Consider the following 17,994-nt stretch of genomic DNA (forward strand, 5'->3'; position numbering starts at 1 on the left):
CCTATGCCAATAAACGATAATACCCCACGCCCGCAGGAGTTCGCTGCGGTCGATCTTGGCTCAAACAGTTTCCATATGGTCATCGCCCGCGAGGTGGATGGCGCGATGCAGATCATCGGTCGTCTGAAGCAGCGCGTGCATCTGGCCGATGGGCTCGACGCGCGTAACATGCTGAGCGAAGAGGCAATGGAGCGCGGGCTTAACTGCCTGTCGCTGTTCGCAGAACGTCTGCAAGGCTTTTCGCCGTCCAGCGTCTGCATCGTCGGGACGCATACGCTACGCCAGGCGCTGAACGCGCCGGAATTTCTTAAGCGCGCGGAAAAGGTTATCCCCTACCCGATTGAGATCATCTCTGGTAACGAAGAAGCGCGCCTGATTTTTATGGGCGTGGAGCATACGCAGCCGGAAAAAGGCCGCAAGCTGGTGATTGATATCGGCGGAGGCTCAACCGAACTGGTGATTGGCGAAGATTTCGAGCCGCGTCTGGTTGAAAGCCGCCGTATGGGCTGCGTCAGCTTCGCGCAAATGTATTTTCCGGGCGGCGTCATCACCCGCGAAAACTTCCAGCGCGCGCGCATGGCCGCCGTGCAAAAACTGGAAAATCTGGCCTGGCAGTATCGTATTCAGGGCTGGAACGTGGCGCTGGGCGCATCGGGGTCGATTAAAGCGGCCCATGAAGTGCTGCTGGCGATGGGTGAAAAGGACGGGTTTATTACGCCTGAGCGCCTGGTGAAACTCACCGAAGAGGTGCTTAAGCACAAGAGTTTCGACGCCCTGAGTCTGCCGGGCTTGTCCGACGAGCGTAAAGCGGTGTTCGTACCGGGGCTGGCGATCCTCTGCGGCGTGTTTGACGCGCTGGCGATCAAAGAGCTGCGCCTCTCTGACGGCGCCCTGCGCGAAGGTGTGCTGTATGAGATGGAAGGCCGTTTCCGTCATCAGGATATTCGCAGCCGCACCGCGCAGAGCCTTGCCAACCAGTACAATATCGACCGCGAACAGGCGAAACGGGTGCTGGAAACCACGGTTCAGATGTACGAGCAGTGGGAGGAGCAGAATCCAAAGCTGGCGCATCCGCAGCTGGCCGCGCTGTTAAAATGGGCCGCGATGCTGCATGAGGTGGGGCTGAACATTAACCACAGCGGAATGCATCGCCATTCAGCCTATATTCTGCAAAATAGCGATCTGCCTGGCTTCAACCAGGAGCAGCAAACCATGATGGCGACGCTGGTGCGCTATCACCGCAAAGCCATCAAGCTCGACGATCTGCCGCGCTTTACGCTATTTAAGAAAAAGCAGTTCCTGCCACTCATTCAGCTTCTGCGCCTGGGCGTGCTGCTCAATAATCAGCGACAGGCGACCACCACGCCGCCGACGTTGAAGCTTAAAACGGATGACTATCACTGGACGCTGAGCTTCCCGCACGACTGGTTTAGCCAGAACGCGCTGGTGCTGCTGGATCTGGAAAAAGAGCAGCAGTACTGGGAAGCGGTCACCGGCTGGCTGTTGAAGATTGAAGAAGAGAGTTCTGAGGCGGCAGCGTAACGGCTAAGGCGCTCTCCTGAGAAGGCTGTGTTTCGAGCAACGTATCAAGCTCAACTGGCAACCCAATCAAGTAGCCCTGCACATAATCGATACCTAGCGCGTGCACCGCGCTACGTATCTCTTCTGTTTCCACACATTCTGCCACCACCAGCATTTTCTTCATCCGGGCCAGATGGCAAATGGATGCCACGATCTGGTAATCCAGGCTGTTGCTGACAATATTGCGAATAAAGCCGCCGTCGATTTTGAGAATGTCGGCGTCCACGCTTTTTAACCGCGCATAGCTGGCGTAGCCGGTGCCAAAATCATCAATGGCGATCCGTATTCCCATTTTTTGCAATTGCCTGAGGGTGGATGCCGCCAGATCCGCATGACCAAAGGCGCTACTTTCGGTCACTTCAAAGATCAGCTGCCATGCTTCAACGGCATATCTGGCTAACAGGCGGCTCACTTCAAGGGGGAACTGCGCCCGGTAGACGGTTGAAGGTGCGAGGTTGATGGCAAAGCGCTGGCCCGGCAAACGCTGGCGGTGCTGTGCCAGGAAACTCAACGTACGCTCCAGTACCCATAAATCGACACGCGACGATAAACCAAACTCCTGTGCTATGGGCAGGAACTGCTCGGGAAAGATCAGCGCCCCGTTATCATCACGCATTCGCAGCAGCACTTCGTGGTAATGATCGCCGCGCAGGCCGCGAACGGGCTGAACTAACAGGCTAAAAGCGTTCTGCTCCAGCGCTGTCTGCAAACGGCTCATCATCGCCACCTTATCTTTCAGGCTACGCTGCAAGTGAACAGCCCCGCGCTGCTGAAGATTTTCCGGGTGATTCGTTGAGAGGGAGAGGTCAGCCACGATGCCCAGTTCCCCCAGCACCAGATAGAGGTGATTGACGGGTGAGCGTACATAGCAGTAGCTCACGCCAACCTGAGGCTGCACCGGCATACCATCCCAGATAAAAACAAACTGCTTAATATGCTCGTCCAGCGTCTCAATGCGTTGTTGATGCGACTCCGCCTCCAGACGCACCGCCATGTCATATCCGGTGAGGTGATAGACTTGCTCTTTTGGCTGAAGGGTGCCATTTATCCATTGCGCCAGCTGCTGTTTATACTGGATCCGTAGCAGTACGCCGTAATTGCGTCCCAGTACCTCCAGCTCGGGCACGCGCAGTAAACAGAGCGCTGACCACGGATGACTGGCCAGCTCGCGCGACAGCGCCCGCAGGTTGGGCATATGCACCACCGGATCGAGAAAAGCCTGACTGCGGGAGCGAATATTGATGGTCCGCTGGCGTGTCGCCAGCATCGACATGTACGTCACAACGAAGGAAAAGACCAGATAGCTGGATGAGGTGATCGCCAGCTGAATGCCATAACCCCCCTGCACCGGAATGTAGTGATAAAAAAAGTGAATCGACACCAGCAGGACCGGCGTCCAGATGATTGACATCAGCTTGTAGCCAAAGCGCATCGCCCCCCAGAGCATCACGGGCATCAGCAGTGACAAAGTGTAGTTGGTGCTGAAAATGGAACTGTTTTCATTCATGGGCAGCAGCAGCATAGCCAGCAACCCTCCCAGAGCTAAAAACCACACCACAAACTCAACGGCCGTCACCTTTTTGTCTATTTGCGTGCGGAGCTGGGACATCAGTCCCTTGAAATAGCGCGGATGACGTATCAGGCGGATCAGCAGGTAGCTTAGCGGCACACCCGTCAGCCCGCTCACCAGCAGCCCCTGATAGTTAATAAGGGTCCGAATATTGAGGGGATTCAATCCTGCAAGGCTCTGGCGGCTCTCATAGACCCCGAGATAAACCGCAAACTGAAATAGCACCAGAAAAAGCGTTGCCGGGCAAAACACCTGCCAGAAGATACGTTGCCCCATCAGGCGTATGTCACCGTAAGCGGTCATATTGCGTCGGGGCGCAAACACGCGGTAACCGCCCCAGCTGAGCACCAGGGGGACGATAAAATGCAAAATGCCGGTCACGGTTTCAAACAACCCAACGGACGGGTAATAACGTAAAAACAGCGACACCACCACTCCGGGAAGGGCTTCCAGGCCAAAGAACAACATCAGCGTCAGCAGAAAGGAGAGCGGGAGATAATAGAGCGCAACGATACCGTCGCCCAGCTGCGTTAAGGTATTAGCCACACTAAGCACCGGGAGTAACACGACGGGTAATATAAGAGGAAGTGCCCACCAGCGGTCTTTATTTTGCTTCAGGATGTGGTGAATATTCATAGATGCTCGTTTACAACCCTTGCGCTCCAGAGGGTAAATGAAGACAGGCATCCAACCTGACGTACACGATGCCCGGAAAATTCCTGGCAAGCACAGTGGAGGTGGGATTTTAAATATCAACGACGAGATGCCGTTGACCTAAATCAAATTAATTTATCTGAATAAACATTTCTTACGTTTTATTTGAATATTTTTCCTGTAATTATCAATGCGATAAATAAAAGCGTTGTTTTTAATAACATAAATTAATGTAAGCATTGACGGTATTTTACATTTCGCTGAATTGACCCCGACTTGCGGCTGTGCCTTAATAGCCGTATCGCCCAAAAGGGTATACTCAGGAAAAGAAAGTGAGTCAGGCTACGCGTATGCGAAAACGACATCGATTTAACACCCGGATGACCCGCATCATACTGCTCATCAGTTTCCTGTTCTTCTTTGGCCGCTTTGTTTATTCCTCCATTGGCGCCTGGTATCACCATCAGGACAAAATTCAGTCACAGCAATCAGGTCTTGTAGTGGATTCGCCCGAGCGCTAAAGCATGTTCGCTCCAGGCAGACAAACTGTATCGCACTGTATCCCGAGCGCTACGCTGACAAACCGGTACAAAACGCCCGCAAAAGCAAACATCCCCGATACATAAAAATGGTCTTCTGTGTCCCTCGCCATAATAAACTGATGAGGAGAGACACAGATGATTCGTCGATATTTCCTGCTTCCTGTATTTGCGCTGACGTCCTTTGCTGGCGCACTGGCCGCACCGTTGGATGGCCTGAGCGCCGCTGATGTTAATGGCCCGGCCGCCCTAGCGCCGCAGGAAAAACCCCAGCCGCCAGCAAAACTGATCGTCGACCCACCGCTGGCGGGACCGCTGAGTAAAGGTGCGGTCTTTATTCAGTACCGCGTCGAAAACCTGCGCATTGAACCTGTATTTGGACCCGACGCGCTGAAAGTCACTCCGCGTATCGGCCATATTCACGTAGTGGTGGATGACGCGCCCTGGCACTGGGCTGAAACCAGCGGCGAGCCGGTGATCCTGGTCGGGCTGCCCGCCGGGAAACACAAGGTAACCATCATCGTTGCCGACCCGACGCATAAGCCCATCGACCATAAAACCGTTGAATTCACCGTACCGCCCCACGCGGCGGTTCATCACTTTTAAGGAGCCTGTTATAAAAGCATTGTCTGTATTAACAGCGGCGCTGCTGGCGGTTTCCACCAGCGCGCTGGCAGAGACGAAAGCCAGCGTGGTGCTGGTGCACGGGGCGTTTGCCGACGGGAGCAGCTGGAATAAGGTGATCACCCGGCTGCAAAAACACCATACCGAGGTCATTGCGGTACAACTTCCGCTCACGTCTCTGAAAGATGATGTCGCCGCCACGCAGCGTGCTATTGCCCGGGCTCATGGGGATGTGGTGCTGGTCGGTCACTCCTGGGGCGGGACGGTAATCAGCGAGGCGGGAAACAATGCCCGCTGAAGTCACTGGTTTACGTTGCCGCTTTTGCGCCGGATTCCGGCCAGTCGACGGCAGAACTGGCAAATAGCTTCCCTGATCCGCCAGGGAGCGCCAGCCTCGCTAAAACGGCAGAGGGGTATTTATATCTGCCGACAAAAGCGGTCAGCGAGAATTTTGCCCCTGACGTGAAGGACGTTGAGCGCAGCGTGATTGCCGCGACGCAGAGCCCCATTAAGGCCAATGCGTTTGGGGAGAAAGTCGCGCATGCCGCCTGGCATGACAAACCGAGCTGGTATGTGGTCAGCAAAAATGACCGGATGATCAATCCTGAGCTTGAGCGCGCAATGGCGAAGAAAATCAACGCCAACACCACGGAGGTTGCGGCAAGCCATGTATCGATGGTCAGCCAGCCGGACGTTGTTACCCGTACGATTGAACAGGCGTTATCGGGTCAACAGTGATAAAAAAAGCCCGCATGATGAACGGTCCGACTTCGGGCCACGCCATCCTACGGGCTTTATGTACTTGCGGCTCCTGTAACGGGGTTATGTGCGGTTTTGTCACAAACGCGCCTTCGCCCTCACTGAACCATCAGAAGCTATACGTCACCTTCAAACTTCCCACAGGAGACGTTTTTCGCTGAACAATGGGGCTATCGCCCGCCTCTCCCGTCAGCTGCGTAACGCCAGCTGCGGCAAGCAGGCTCCAGCGGGAGGTGAGCTTATGGGTCCAGTCCAGGTTCAGCGAATAGGCGTATATGCCCGATCCGGCATCATGTCGGGCAAATCCCGATGCGGCCGACTGGGCGGCGCTGACCCCGTAGTACGTTTGCATGTACTTGCTGGATCCCCAGCTGCCGGTCAGCGCCAGCGTCACCGAGTTTTCAGGAGAGGTGTAGAGCGGGCTGGCAATGCCGAAGTGCACAGCCTCACCGTTGTCTCTTTCCGAAACCGGGACCTCAGCCTGCAGCTGCACGTTAAGCCAGTCAGTTACCCTGTACCCCAGCCCCGGCACAACGACGGCTGAGCCTTTGACGTCACCCATCCCCCGCAGATAGTCGCTGCCGGAGGCGATTGAATCGCTGCTTACGTCGCGATCCTTACGTCCTGCGCGATAGCTCAGCGCAGCGCTGTAATCCAGGTTGCCAACGCGGTTGCCGTAGCCGAGCCCGCGGGTGGTACTGATAAAGAACCCATTTGCCATCGCGTAATCAACCACCTGAGCCGCAGTAACGCGGCTCTTATCCGAACCGGAATAGCGTGGCGCAACATCCACGCCGCCCCCCAGGGTTAAAACGTTGCCCTGGCGCTGCCCGGCCGCCAGCGCCGGGGTAGCCAGTAACGCCAGGACGGCCCCCGACAGGATGCTTTTCACGCTGCGACCGATGAGTGAACGGGGGAACCTGTGACGCAGTTTGCAGTTTCTCATTAAAGAAGCCCTTTTGGATTCAGATGGTTACGATTCAGGCGGTGTTAAACGCCAGCGCGCTCATTCTGAATACCCTCCCTAAGGTTCTTATGAGCCGAAAATGAAGAAACGCTGAAGCACGTGCTGGTTCTGTAAAGTTGAATGATTTCCTGATACCGTTTTTTTCTTAAGCTGTTCTTCATCCACTGCTGATACCGTTACCTTTGTGAAAATTCTACTAATTGAAGACGACCTGGATCTCGGCAACGGCGTACGTTTCGCCCTTGCAGATCAAGGATTTGATGTCATATGGGTACGCCGGAAAGAGGATGCGCTGCATCAGCTTGAGCTCTGCGTGCCGGAGCTTATCCTGCTCGACCTGGGGCTGCCCGATGGCGATGGCATGAGCCTGATGACGCGTCTGCGTCAGCAGCTCCGGGGGATCCCCGTCATTATCCTGACGGCGCGAGGCACGCTGCAGGACCGCCTGTGCGGGCTGGACGCGGGCGCGGACGACTATCTGGTCAAACCTTTTGTTCTCGCCGAGCTGCTGGCACGCGTGAGAGCCCTTGCGCGACGCAGTTACGGTTTTGAAAATGAGGCAATAGAAATTCGCGGTTTGTCGCTTCATATTCCGACGCGTCGCGTAACGGTGAGCGCACGCCACGTTGAGCTGACGGCAAGCGAATATGCGCTGCTTGAAACGTTAATGCTGCGCGCCGATCGCGTGCTTACGCGGCGGTATCTGGAAGAGAGGATATTCGGCACGAAAGAAAATCTCAGCAACGCGCTCGACGTGCATATGGGTAACCTGCGGCGAAAAATTGGCGATGGCTTTGTACGAACGGTGCGGGGCGTAGGGTACGTCATTGATACCGTACCGGTTCAGAAGGCGGCAGGTTGATGCGTAATTTTTGGTACCGCCTCAGGCTCCCTACGCTGGTCAGGCGAATGCTGGTCGCCCAGATGCTGCTGCTTACGTTGCTCTGGTTTTTCTTTTTAACCTTCATTTTGCTGGAGGACCTGCGCAGCCCTCCAATACTCACGGGCAGTGAGACTTACGAAACCCTCTTTTCCCTTGTTGAGAGCATGGAGGATAGGCCGCAGGCGCGTAATGAGGTGCTGGCCGCGTTCAGCAAGGCGCTGCGGGAGGGGTATGGCGGCGGTGAAGATCCGGAACTCGCTATCAACCTGATCGTTCGCAAGCATAATGAGATTATTTTTTCTTCGCGTGGCGCGCCAACGGAGGTGAAAAATAGCCGCCTGGGGGAAATGCAGCGCGTCCGGACCGGAGACCACACCTGGACGAGCCGCACGCTCAAATCCGCGCGCTCCGACGTTGAAGTCACCCTTTTCACCCCGGCTGGCAGCTGGAATTTCTTTATCTACCTGAACTCGCGCGGCTATTACGTCATGCCGCTGCTGGTATGCATCCCTTTTCTTCTGTTTCCCGCGTGGCTGTCAATCCGCATCGCGATGCGCCCCTGGAACAGGGTAGTGAATGAAATTTCATTGCGCACGCCAGACGATCTCTCTCCCTTAAAAGCCGTTCCCAGGCACAGGGAGCTGCGCCAGACGGTGGACGCGATTAATGACTTTCTCGCAAGGGTGCGGGAAAGCGCCGAAAGGGAAAGGGTGTTTATTGCCGATGCCGCGCACGAGCTGCGTACGCCGCTGGCCGCGATGCGAATCAACGTCGAGGCGCTTCAGTCCTGGGTCATCAGCGAAAGCCAGCAGGAGCTGCTTGCAGGCATTGTTCGCAGCAATAGCCGTGCTGCTCGTCTCGTCAATCAGCTTCTGCTGATGAAGCACAGCGAAGCGCACATCGACACGGTAATGGAGCCTGTGCCGCTGACAACGCTTATTCAGGAGCGAATGGCCGCACTGGAGCCGCTGGCATCGGCACGCGGGATTGAGTTTGAATTCTTCGGTGACGATGAAATCCATGTCGCAGGCATTCGGGAACGTCTGGTGTCGCTGATCGACAATTTAATTGAGAATGCCGTGAAGTACAGCCCTGAGGGTGGACGCATTGAGGTACAACTGCAATCGCGTGATAAGTCCGCTCAGCTGCGCGTCTCAGACGCGGGCCCCGGTATCCCGGTTGAACTGCGGGAGCGCGTGTTCGACAGATTTTTCCGCGATCCTAATCAGACCCAAAGCGGGAGTGGACTGGGGCTTGCCATCATCAAAGCCGTTACGCAGCAACACAACGGCAGGGTCAATCTGAGTACGTCAGCCGAAGGTGGTATTATGGTGACCGTTGATTTCCCGAATCCGGCGTTCGCATGAACGTATACCCGGCGCTACACGTCCTGACATGTGTCAGCGCAGCGTTACTTCACGTATGCCGCAGATTGCTTCAATAAAATTACCGTATTTGTTATATTGTTACTCACTGATTATTCACCTCTGCGGTGCCAAAAAGAACAAGATTCACCGCAACCCAGGACAGAAAAATGTTAGATTACCGCTTCCCGACAGCTTTGCAGATGGTTCTCAGCGTAGCGATGGCGGAGCAATCGGGTGAACGTTCGACGAGTGCAATCCTGGCTTACGGCCTGGAAGCGAATCCGAGCTTTATCCGCAAATTAATGGTTCCTCTCGCCCGCGACGGCATTATCGTCTCCACGCTTGGCCGCAACGGCTCTATTCACCTTGGCCGCCCGGCTGAAGAGATCACCCTGCGTGATATCTACCTTTCCGTCACTGAAGATAAAAAGCTGTGGGCGTCCCGTCCTGACGTCCCGGCCCGCTGTGTGGTCAGCGCCAACGCCTGCTGGTACTTCAAATCAATCGCTGATGAAGCGGAGCAGGCTTCGTTAGCGGTTTTAGCGCGCCATACCGTCGCCAGCGCGCTGGAAGAGGTGAAAAAAGCCGATACCAGCGGGTGCGATCCGGTGCCGGAACTCTGTACGCAGCATAAAAAAGCGCCTTAATCCTGACGGATTGCGAAAAAAAAGCCGCCTTCACAATGAAGGCGGCTTTTTGTTATCTGCTACGTCCTACGCAGGCAACACCTCTCTTTCCGCTTTGCCGCGCGTCACGAATTTACGCAGCGTCACGTAAAAGACCGGCGTCAGGAACAGACCAAACAGCGTCACGCCCAGCATCCCGGAGAAGACGGTGATCCCGGTGACGCCGCGGACTTCTGCCCCTGCCCCGTGACCTAGGATCAGTGGAATGGTCCCGGCAATAAAGGCGATAGAGGTCATTACAATCGGGCGTAAACGCAGGCGGCACGCCTCCAGCGCAGCCTCCATGATGCCTTTGCCCTGAATTTCCAGCTCGCGGGCAAACTCCACGATAAGTATCGCGTTTTTACAGGCCAGCCCCATCAGCACGACCAGCCCCACCTGCACGAAGACGTTGTTATCGCCCCCGGTCAGCCAGACGCCGAACAGCGCGGAGAGCATCGTCATCGGCACGATAAGGATCACCGCCAGCGGCAGCGTCCAGCTTTCATACAGCGCCGCCAGCACCAGGAACGCCAGCAGCACCGCGACCGGGAAGACGATCAGCGCCGTATTGCCCTGGGTGGCCTGCTGGAAACTCAGGTCCGTCCATTCAATATTCATCCCGTTCGGCAGGATCTGCTTAGACATGGCGTCCAGCTGCGTCATCGCCTGCGCGGAAGAGAGCACGCGCGGGTCAGCATCACCAATAAGATCCGCCGCCGGGTAACCATTATAGCGGATCACCGGGTCCGGCCCGTAGGTGGTCGTGATTTTCACCATACTGCCAATCGGCACCATTTCGCCCTGGTCATTGCGTGTGCGTAAATTCGCGATATCTTCCACGCTGTCGCGGAACTGCCCGTCGGCCTGTGCCATTACGCGCCAGGTCCGTCCAAACTGGTTAAAGTCGTTTACATATGACGAGCCCAGATAGGTTTGCAGCGTGCCGAAAAGATCGGTAAGCGATACGCCCTGCGCTTTCGCTTTATCACGGTCAACCTGCACATCCAGCTGCGGAACGTTAGCCTGGTAGGTTGAGATTGGGAAATGCATACCCGGCGTCTGCATAATCGCCCCGGACATGGTGTTCACCGCGTTTTGCAGCGCGCCATAGCCCAGACCAGCACGATCCTGAATATACAGGGAATAACCGGACCCTTGACCCAGCCCTAAAATCGGCGGCGGCAGAATCGAGAAGCCAAAGCCCTGCTGGATTTGAGCGATTTTCGCATTGATCTCCGCGTTAATTTCCGCTGCAGTATGTTTACGCTGGTCGAACGGCTTCAGGCCAAAGAAGACCGTCCCGATGTTCGGCGTATTGGTGAACTGGAGCGCGTTCAGGCCAGGAAACGCGACCGCATAATCCACGCCTTCGGTATTCATCCCGATTTCGCTCATTTTGCGGATCACCGCATCGGTACGCGCCAGCGACGAGCCTTCCGGCATTTTCACGCCGCCGATCAGGTACAGTTTATCCTGCGTCGGAATAAACCCGCCGGGTACGACTTTAAACATCACACCCGCGGCACAAAGCAGCAGCAAATAAACCGCAAACACTGCACCGCGTCGGCCAAGCGTTTTCCCTACCAGTCCCTGATAGCCGGTCGAGCTGCGATGGAAAAAGCGGTTAAACGGACGGAAAATCCAGCCGAACAGACGATCGATAAGCCGGGTCGGGAAATCTTTCGGGGCACCATGCGGCTTCAACAGCAGCGCGGCCAGCGCCGGAGAAAGCGTCAGCGAGTTGATCGCGGAGATCACCGTGGAAATGGCTATCGTTACCGCAAACTGTTTGTAGAACTGGCCGGTCACGCCAGAGAGGAACGCCATCGGCACAAACACTGCACACAGCACCAGCGCAATGGCGATAATCGGCCCGGACACTTCACGCATCGCCTGATGCGCCGCCGCAAGCGGGGCGAGCCCCTCTTCGATATTTCGCTCGACGTTCTCCACCACCACGATGGCATCATCCACCACGATACCGATGGCCAGCACCAGCCCGAACAGGCTCAGGGTATTCAGCGAGAAGCCCAGCAGGTAAAGAATGCTGAAGGTACCCACGACCGATACCGGCACCGCGATCAGCGGGATGATCGACGCGCGCCAGGTTTGCAGGAACAGGATCACCACCAGCACGACCAGCACCACCGCTTCCAGCAGCGTTTGTACAACCGCACGGATCGAGTCGCGCACAAATACCGTTGGGTCGTAAGGTGCCGCCCACTTCATATCGTCCGGGAAACGGGTGGACAGTTCGTCCATTTTGGCGCGCACCGCGTTAGACAGATCGATGGCGTTTGCCCCCGGCGACTGGAAGATACCAATCCCGACCGCGTCTTTATTGTTCAGCTGGGAGCGCAGCGCATAGCTGCCGGAACCCATCTCGATACGCGCCACGTCGCGCAGGCGGACGACCGTACCGTCCTGCGTTGTTTTCAGGACAATATTGCCAAACTCTTCTTCGGTATGCAGACGGCCCTGGGCGTTAATGGAGATCAGGAAATCGCTCTCTTTCGGCAGCGGCTCGGCGCCAAGCTGCCCGGCGGAGACCTGTACGTTTTGCTCCTGCATCGCCGTCACCACGTCCGAGGCCGTCAGTCCGCGCGCCGCCACCTTGTTTGGATCCAGCCAGACGCGCATCGCGTATTCACCCGAGCCGAAAATCTGGATCTGACCCACGCCGGGCAGACGCGCCAGCTCGTCCTTCACCTTCAGCGTGGCGTAGTTACGCATATACAGTGAATCGTACTTACCACCAGGCGAAAAGAGATGCACCACCAGCGTCAGCGTTGGCGACTGTTTCTGAGTCGTAATGCCCAGACGCCGAACGTCTTCCGGCAGACGCGCCTCGGCCTGTGCGACGCGGTTTTGCACCTGTACCTGCGCCTGATCCGGGTCGGTACCCGGACGGAAGGTGACGGTAGTCACCAGCACGCCGTCGGAACCCGCGACGGATTTCATGTACATCATGTTTTCAACGCCGTTGATCGCCTCTTCCAGCGGCGTCGCCACGGTTTCGGCAATCACTTTCGGGTTGGCGCCCGGGTACTCGGCGCGCACCTGCACGCTTGGCGGCACGACATCAGGATATTCGCTCACCGGCAGCAGCGGGATGGCGATTAATCCTGTGATAAAAATCAGAATCGACAGTACGGCGGCAAAAATCGGCCTGTCGATGAAAAAACGGGAAAAGTCCATGGATTGGATTCTCAGGTAAGGGATCAGTTGAGGGCGGCGCTGGCGGTCATGGCAACGGTTTTCGCGTTAACCGGCATACCCGGCATAAACACTTTTTGTAACCCATCGACGATGACTTTATCCCCGGGATTCAGCCCCTGCTGTACAATACGTAAACCGTCGGCCAGACGCCCCGGCGTAATATCGCGGCGCTGCGCTTTCCCGTCTTTATCAACGACATAAACATACTTACGATCCTGATCGGTCAGCACCGCCTTATCGTCAACAAGCGTGGCTTTAAATTCCGCACTGCCCGGCAGGCGCACGCGTGCGAAGAGTCCCGGCGTGAACTGACGCTGTGAGTTATCCAGCAGCGCGCGCATGCGGATTGTACCGGTACTCGGCGTGAGCTGGTTATCCAGGAAATCCACTTTGCCCTGATGGGGATAGCCCTCCTCACCCGTCAGACCAATCTCCACCGGCAGCGCCGTGTGGTGACTGGACGCCCCCTGCCCGCTGCGGGCCAGGTTCTGATAGTGAAGATAGGTGGACTCGTCCACGTCGAAGTAGACGTAAACCGTCTTCTGTGAGACCAGGGTGGTGAGCACGCTGGCGCTGTCACCCGCAGTCACCAGGTTACCGCTGGTGATCAGCGCCCGGCTGGCGCGACCGTCGATAGGCGCGGTCACTTTTGTGAAGTCGAGGTTGAGCTGCGCGGCATCAACCGCCGCCTGCGCCGCGCGAATATCGGCCTGCGCCTGGGTAGCGGCGGAACGGCGCTGCTCCCACTCTTCACGGGATACCACGTTGGTATTGACTAATTTATCGGTACGGTTAGCCTCGCTTCGCGCCAGGCTGGCCTGCGTTTTGGCTCTCGCCAGGTTCGCCTGCGCCTGTTCCAGCGCCGCGCGATAGGTTCGGTCATCAATCGTGAACAGCACCTCGCCCTTTTTCACCTCCTGACCGTCGGTGTAATTCACTTTATCAATGTAGCCGGAGACGCGTGGGCGCAGCTGAACGCTTTCCACCGCTTCAATGCGACCGTTAAAGCTGTCCCACTGGCTAATGGATTTCACCACCACGTCAGCTGCGCTGACGACGGGCGCTTGCGGTGCGGCATTTTGCGCGACGCTGTCATCGCACCCGACGAGAAGCGCGGAGAGTAAAACCACCCCCGTCGCGCTCAGATGAAAGTAACCCCAGGTTTTTTGCAGGCTCATTATTTTTATTCCGGTTATTGTAGCCGCCGGGCAAGACGCAGCGGGAGGCGCCGCGCCACTTCCTTTGTCCGGTCTGGCTTAAGGCCATTTGTGTCGTTCATCGCCACAAAACTGTAACAGTTGCGAATACACTATCGCGGCGATTGTAGGAAGGCGCTTAATTAAGTGCAAGAATAATTGTTGCACTTTATGTGCTATTTGCCGCGAAGGTAAATCACGGGTTTTGAGAAGGGATTTAAATGTAACAATAAAACTTGCAATTAATATCAAAACGGGCCACCTTTAAGTGCAACAAACAAAGATGCTTTTAATGCGTGGCGTAGGGGGAAGCAAGATGAACACGGGTGCATTCATTCACGATTTGCTCGACTGGATCGACAACAACCTTGATAGCCGCCTGGACATTGAAACCGTCTCCAGGCGAGCCGGCTATTCGAAATGGCATCTCCAGCGGATCTTCAAAGAACATACCGGCTCCCCTCTCGCTGAATATATTCGCGCGCAAAAGCTGCAAAAATCAGTTGAGCGCTTAGCCCAAAGCGATGAACCGATTCTGAACGTGGCGATCGCGCTGGGCTTTGATTCTCAGCAGTCCTTCAACCGCAGCTTTAAGCGTCAGTATGGTCAGGCGCCAGGGGCATGGCGACGCAGTATCGGCTGCCGTGGATCCCGGCAGATGAGCCAATAATTCACGTCCCGTTCGGATATCAGTTACAAAAGAAAAACCCTCTGTAAACAGAGGGTTTTATCAGTCTTACCTGCTTATAACTTCGCAGGAAAGGTTATGGGCTTACTCCCACTCGATCGTCGCCGGTGGCTTGCCGCTGATGTCATACACCACGCGGGAAATGCCGTTCACTTCGTTGATGATGCGGTTAGACACGCGGCCTAAGAAGTCATACGGCAGGTGCGCCCAGTGCGCGGTCATGAAGTCGATGGTTTCAACCGCACGCAGGGAGACAACCCAGTCGTACTTGCGGCCATCGCCCATCACGCCGACGGAGCGAACCGGCAGGAACACGGTGAACGCCTGGCTAACCTTGTTGTACAGGTCAGCCTTGTGCAGCTCTTCAATGAAGATCGCGTCCGCGCGACGCAGCAGGTCGCAGTACTCTTTCTTCACTTCGCCCAGCACGCGTACGCCGAGGCCCGGGCCCGGGAATGGGTGACGGTAGAGCATGTCGTACGGCAGACCCAGTTCCAGACCAATCTTGCGCACTTCGTCTTTGAACAGCTCGCGCAGCGGCTCAACCAGGCCCATCTTCATCTCTTTCGGCAGGCCGCCCACGTTGTGGTGAGATTTGATGACGTGTGCTTTACCGGTTGAGGAGGCGGCGGATTCGATCACGTCAGGGTAGATAGTGCCCTGCGCCAGCCATTTCACGTCTTCCAGCTTCAGCGCTTCTTCGTCGAACACTTCCACGAATACGCGGCCGATGATTTTACGTTTCGCTTCCGGATCGTTCTCGCCTTTCAGCGCGTCCAGGAAGCGCTGTTCGCCTTCCACGTGAACGATATTCAGACCGAAGTGGTCGCCGAACATGTCCATGACCTGCTGGGCTTCGTTCAGACGCAGCAGGCCGTTGTCCACGAAGACGCAGGTCAGGTTTTTGCCGATGGCGCGGTGCAGCAGCATCGCGGTCACGGAGGAGTCGACGCCGCCGGAGAGGCCGAGGATCACTTTGTCATCACCAACCTGCTGGCGGATACGCTCCACGGCGTCGTCGATGATTTTTGCCGGGGTCCACAGGGCTTCACACTGGCAGATATCACGCACGAAGCGCTCCAGCATGCGCATACCCTGACGGGTGTGAGTCACTTCCGGGTGGAACTGCACGCCGTAGAAGCGTTTTTCTTCGTTCGCCATAATCGCGAACGGGCAGCTTTCGGTGCTGGCTACGGTCACGAAGTCCGACGGGATAGCGGTGACTTTGTCGCCGTGGCTCATCCATACGTCCAGCAGCGGTTTGCCGTCTGCGGTCAGGGAGTCTTCGATACCGCGCACCAGCGCGCTGTCGGTGACGACTTCAACCTGCGCGTAGCCGAACTCACGCTCGTTAGAGCCTTCTACGTGGCCGCCCAGCTGCATCGCCATAGTCTGCATGCCGTAGCACACGCCGAACACCGGTACGCCCGCTTCGAATACGTACTGCGGCGCGCGCGGGCTGTTCTCTTCGGTGGTGCTCTCCGGGCCGCCGGACAGGATGATGCCGCTTGGATTGAACTCGCGAATCTGTGCTTCCGTAACATCCCACGCCCACAGTTCACAGTAAACGCCCAGCTCACGCACGCGACGCGCCACCAGTTGAGTGTACTGAGAACCAAAATCGAGGATGAGGATGCGATGTTTATGAATGTTTTCCGTCATTGACGCTAATTCCGAGGCAAGTGAAACAGATTAAATAAATCGCCCGACACGAGGTCGGGCGAAGAAAATCATGATCCCAGACGGTAGTTCGGGGACTCTTTGGTGATCGTCACGTCGTGCACGTGGCTCTCCTGGATACCCGCACCGCTGATGCGTACGAATTCCGCTTTGGTACGCAGCAGGTCAATGGTACCACAGCCGGTCAGACCCATACAGGAACGCAGGCCGCCCATCTGCTGGTGGATGATCTCTTTCAGACGGCCTTTATAGGCCACGCGGCCTTCGATGCCTTCCGGTACCAGTTTGTCAGCGGCGTTATCGGTCTGGAAGTAACGGTCGGAGGAACCTTTGGACATCGCGCCCAGGGAGCCCATACCGCGGTAGGATTTGTAAGAACGGCCCTGGTAGAGTTCGATTTCGCCCGGGGATTCTTCGGTACCGGCCAGCATGGAGCCCACCATCACGGCTGCGGCACCTGCGGCGATCGCTTTGGCGATGTCGCCAGAGAAGCGGATACCGCCGTCCGCGATAACCGGAATACCGGTGCCTTCCAGCGCTTCAACCGCGTCAGACACCGCGGTGATCTGCGGAACGCCCACGCCGGTGACGATACGGGTAGTACAGATAGAGCCAGGGCCGATACCCACTTTCACCGCGCTGCAACCGGCTTCCGCCAGTGCGCGAGCACCTGCGCCCGTAGCCACGTTACCGCCGATGATCTGGAGATCCGGGTATTTAGCACGGGTTTCACGAATACGTTGCAGAACGCCTTCGGAGTGGCCATGTGAGGAGTCAATCAGCAGCACGTCAACGCCCGCGGCAACCAGCGCGTCAACGCGCTCTTCGTTACCTGCGCCCGCGCCAACCGCAGCGCCGACGCGCAGACGGCCATGCTCGTCTTTACAGGCGTTCGGTTTACGTTCTGCTTTCTGGAAATCTTTAACGGTGATCATGCCACGCAGGTGGAAGTTCGCATCCACAACCAGCGCTTTCTCAACGCGTTTTTCGTGCATTTTCGCCAGCACCACGTCGCGGGTTTCGCCTTCGCGAACGGTCACCAGGCGCTCTTTTGGCGTCATATAGACGCTGACAGGCTGGTTCAGGTCAGTCACGAAACGCACATCACGACCGGTGATGATGCCCACCAGCTCGTTGTCTTCGGTCACAACCGGGTAACCTGCAAAGCCGTTACGCTCGGTTAGCGCTTTCACTTCGTGCAGGGTGGTGGTTGGCAGAACGGTCTGAGGATCGGACACGATACCGGATTCATGTTTCTTCACGCGGCGAACTTCTTCCGCCTGACGCTCGATAGACATGTTTTTGTGGATAAAGCCAATGCCGCCTTCCTGTGCCAAAGCAATAGCCAGACGCGCTTCAGTCACGGTGTCCATTGCTGCGGAGAGCATAGGAATGTTCAGACGAATGGTTTTCGTCAACTGCGTGCTGAGGTCGGCAGTATTCGGCAGAACGGTGGAATGAGCGGGAACGAGGAGGACGTCGTCAAACGTCAGTGCTTCTTTAGCGATACGTAGCATGGGCAATATCTCTGACCTGGGTGGTTAAATATTGCCGTGGCATTATACAGAGCGTAACCGATTGCATCTACACTTTTTTGAA

13 protein-coding genes and 1 pseudogene are annotated in these 17,994 nt (G+C 56.5%); 8 read left to right on the forward strand and 6 right to left on the reverse strand.

From position 1 onward, the window contains the following. The first annotated feature begins 3 nt into the window (after positions 1 to 3). Positions 4 to 1,542, forward strand: coding sequence for an exopolyphosphatase (ppx, locus tag L3069_RS16095; protein ID WP_003860570.1), 1,539 nt, complete (start codon positions 4 to 6; stop codon positions 1,540 to 1,542). On the opposite strand, the gene L3069_RS16100 is transcribed toward ppx, so the two are convergent. Continuing rightward, complete coding sequence (locus tag L3069_RS16100) at positions 1,490 to 3,787, reverse strand: EAL domain-containing protein (protein WP_051979833.1); 2,298 nt, start codon at positions 3,785 to 3,787, stop codon at positions 1,490 to 1,492. The genes ppx and L3069_RS16100 overlap by 53 nt on opposite strands. A 368-nt stretch (positions 3,788 to 4,155) precedes the next feature. Between L3069_RS16100 and L3069_RS16105 the strand changes: the two genes are divergently transcribed. From L3069_RS16105 to L3069_RS16115, 3 genes and pseudogenes are all read left to right on the forward strand, one after another. Beyond that, positions 4,156 to 4,326, forward strand: a complete 171-nt coding sequence (locus L3069_RS16105) for a YfgG family protein (RefSeq protein ID WP_017383512.1) — start codon at positions 4,156 to 4,158, stop codon at positions 4,324 to 4,326. A 156-nt stretch (positions 4,327 to 4,482) separates the two neighbouring features. Beyond that, complete coding sequence (locus L3069_RS16110) at positions 4,483 to 4,950, forward strand: DUF6130 family protein (RefSeq protein ID WP_038416493.1); 468 nt, start codon at positions 4,483 to 4,485, stop codon at positions 4,948 to 4,950. Between the two features lie 133 nt (positions 4,951 to 5,083). After that, positions 5,084 to 5,706 (forward strand): annotated as a pseudogene (locus L3069_RS16115) (alpha/beta hydrolase). A 130-nt stretch (positions 5,707 to 5,836) separates the two neighbouring features. Here the strand turns inward: L3069_RS16115 and L3069_RS16120 are convergent. Then, a complete protein-coding gene (locus tag L3069_RS16120) occupies positions 5,837 to 6,673 on the reverse strand; it encodes a MipA/OmpV family protein (protein WP_038416494.1) in 837 nt (278 codons plus the stop codon). Positions 6,674 to 6,878: 205 nt separating this feature from the next. Here L3069_RS16120 and L3069_RS16125 point away from each other — a divergent pair, with 205 nt between their 5' ends. The 3 genes from L3069_RS16125 to L3069_RS16135 all read left to right on the forward strand — a co-directional run bounded on the left by L3069_RS16125 (position 6,879) and on the right by L3069_RS16135 (position 9,591). After that, the gene (locus L3069_RS16125) at positions 6,879 to 7,556 is read left to right on the forward strand and encodes a response regulator (protein WP_038416495.1); all 678 of its coding nucleotides are present in this window, start codon (positions 6,879 to 6,881) and stop codon (positions 7,554 to 7,556) included. Next, positions 7,556 to 8,944 carry a HAMP domain-containing sensor histidine kinase gene (locus L3069_RS16130; protein WP_038416496.1) on the forward strand — a complete coding sequence of 463 codons (1,389 nt, stop codon included), beginning with the start codon at positions 7,556 to 7,558 and terminating at the stop codon, positions 8,942 to 8,944. The genes L3069_RS16125 and L3069_RS16130 overlap by 1 nt, the downstream gene beginning before the upstream one ends. Positions 8,945 to 9,111: 167 nt before the next feature. Continuing rightward, positions 9,112 to 9,591: an Rrf2 family transcriptional regulator gene (locus L3069_RS16135; protein WP_003860591.1), complete on the forward strand. Its 480-nt coding sequence runs from the start codon at positions 9,112 to 9,114 to the stop codon at positions 9,589 to 9,591. 66 nt (positions 9,592 to 9,657) lie between these two features. Here L3069_RS16135 and oqxB read toward each other — a convergent pair whose 3' ends face one another. Continuing rightward, complete coding sequence (gene oqxB / locus L3069_RS16140; protein WP_038416497.1) at positions 9,658 to 12,810, reverse strand: multidrug efflux RND transporter permease subunit OqxB; 3,153 nt, start codon at positions 12,808 to 12,810, stop codon at positions 9,658 to 9,660. Between the two features lie 23 nt (positions 12,811 to 12,833). Further along, entirely contained in the window at positions 12,834 to 14,009 is a 1,176-nt protein-coding gene (locus L3069_RS16145; protein ID WP_022648992.1) for an efflux RND transporter periplasmic adaptor subunit, read from the reverse strand. A 334-nt stretch (positions 14,010 to 14,343) separates the two neighbouring features. Between L3069_RS16145 and L3069_RS16150 the strand changes: the two genes are divergently transcribed. Then, positions 14,344 to 14,697 carry a helix-turn-helix domain-containing protein gene (locus tag L3069_RS16150; RefSeq protein WP_006811509.1) on the forward strand — a complete coding sequence of 118 codons (354 nt, stop codon included), beginning with the start codon at positions 14,344 to 14,346 and terminating at the stop codon, positions 14,695 to 14,697. A 102-nt stretch (positions 14,698 to 14,799) separates the two neighbouring features. Here the strand turns inward: L3069_RS16150 and guaA are convergent, their stop codons facing one another. After that, a complete protein-coding gene (gene guaA / locus L3069_RS16155) occupies positions 14,800 to 16,377 on the reverse strand; it encodes a glutamine-hydrolyzing GMP synthase (RefSeq protein WP_038416499.1) in 1,578 nt (525 codons plus the stop codon). Between the two features lie 68 nt (positions 16,378 to 16,445). Next, a complete protein-coding gene (gene guaB, locus L3069_RS16160) occupies positions 16,446 to 17,912 on the reverse strand; it encodes an IMP dehydrogenase (protein WP_003860601.1) in 1,467 nt (488 codons plus the stop codon). Positions 17,913 to 17,994 lie beyond the last annotated feature (82 nt).

The organism is Enterobacter cloacae complex sp. ECL411, from assembly GCF_021869665.1.
GTDB classification, from domain to species: Bacteria; Pseudomonadota; Gammaproteobacteria; order Enterobacterales; family Enterobacteriaceae; genus Enterobacter; species Enterobacter intestinihominis.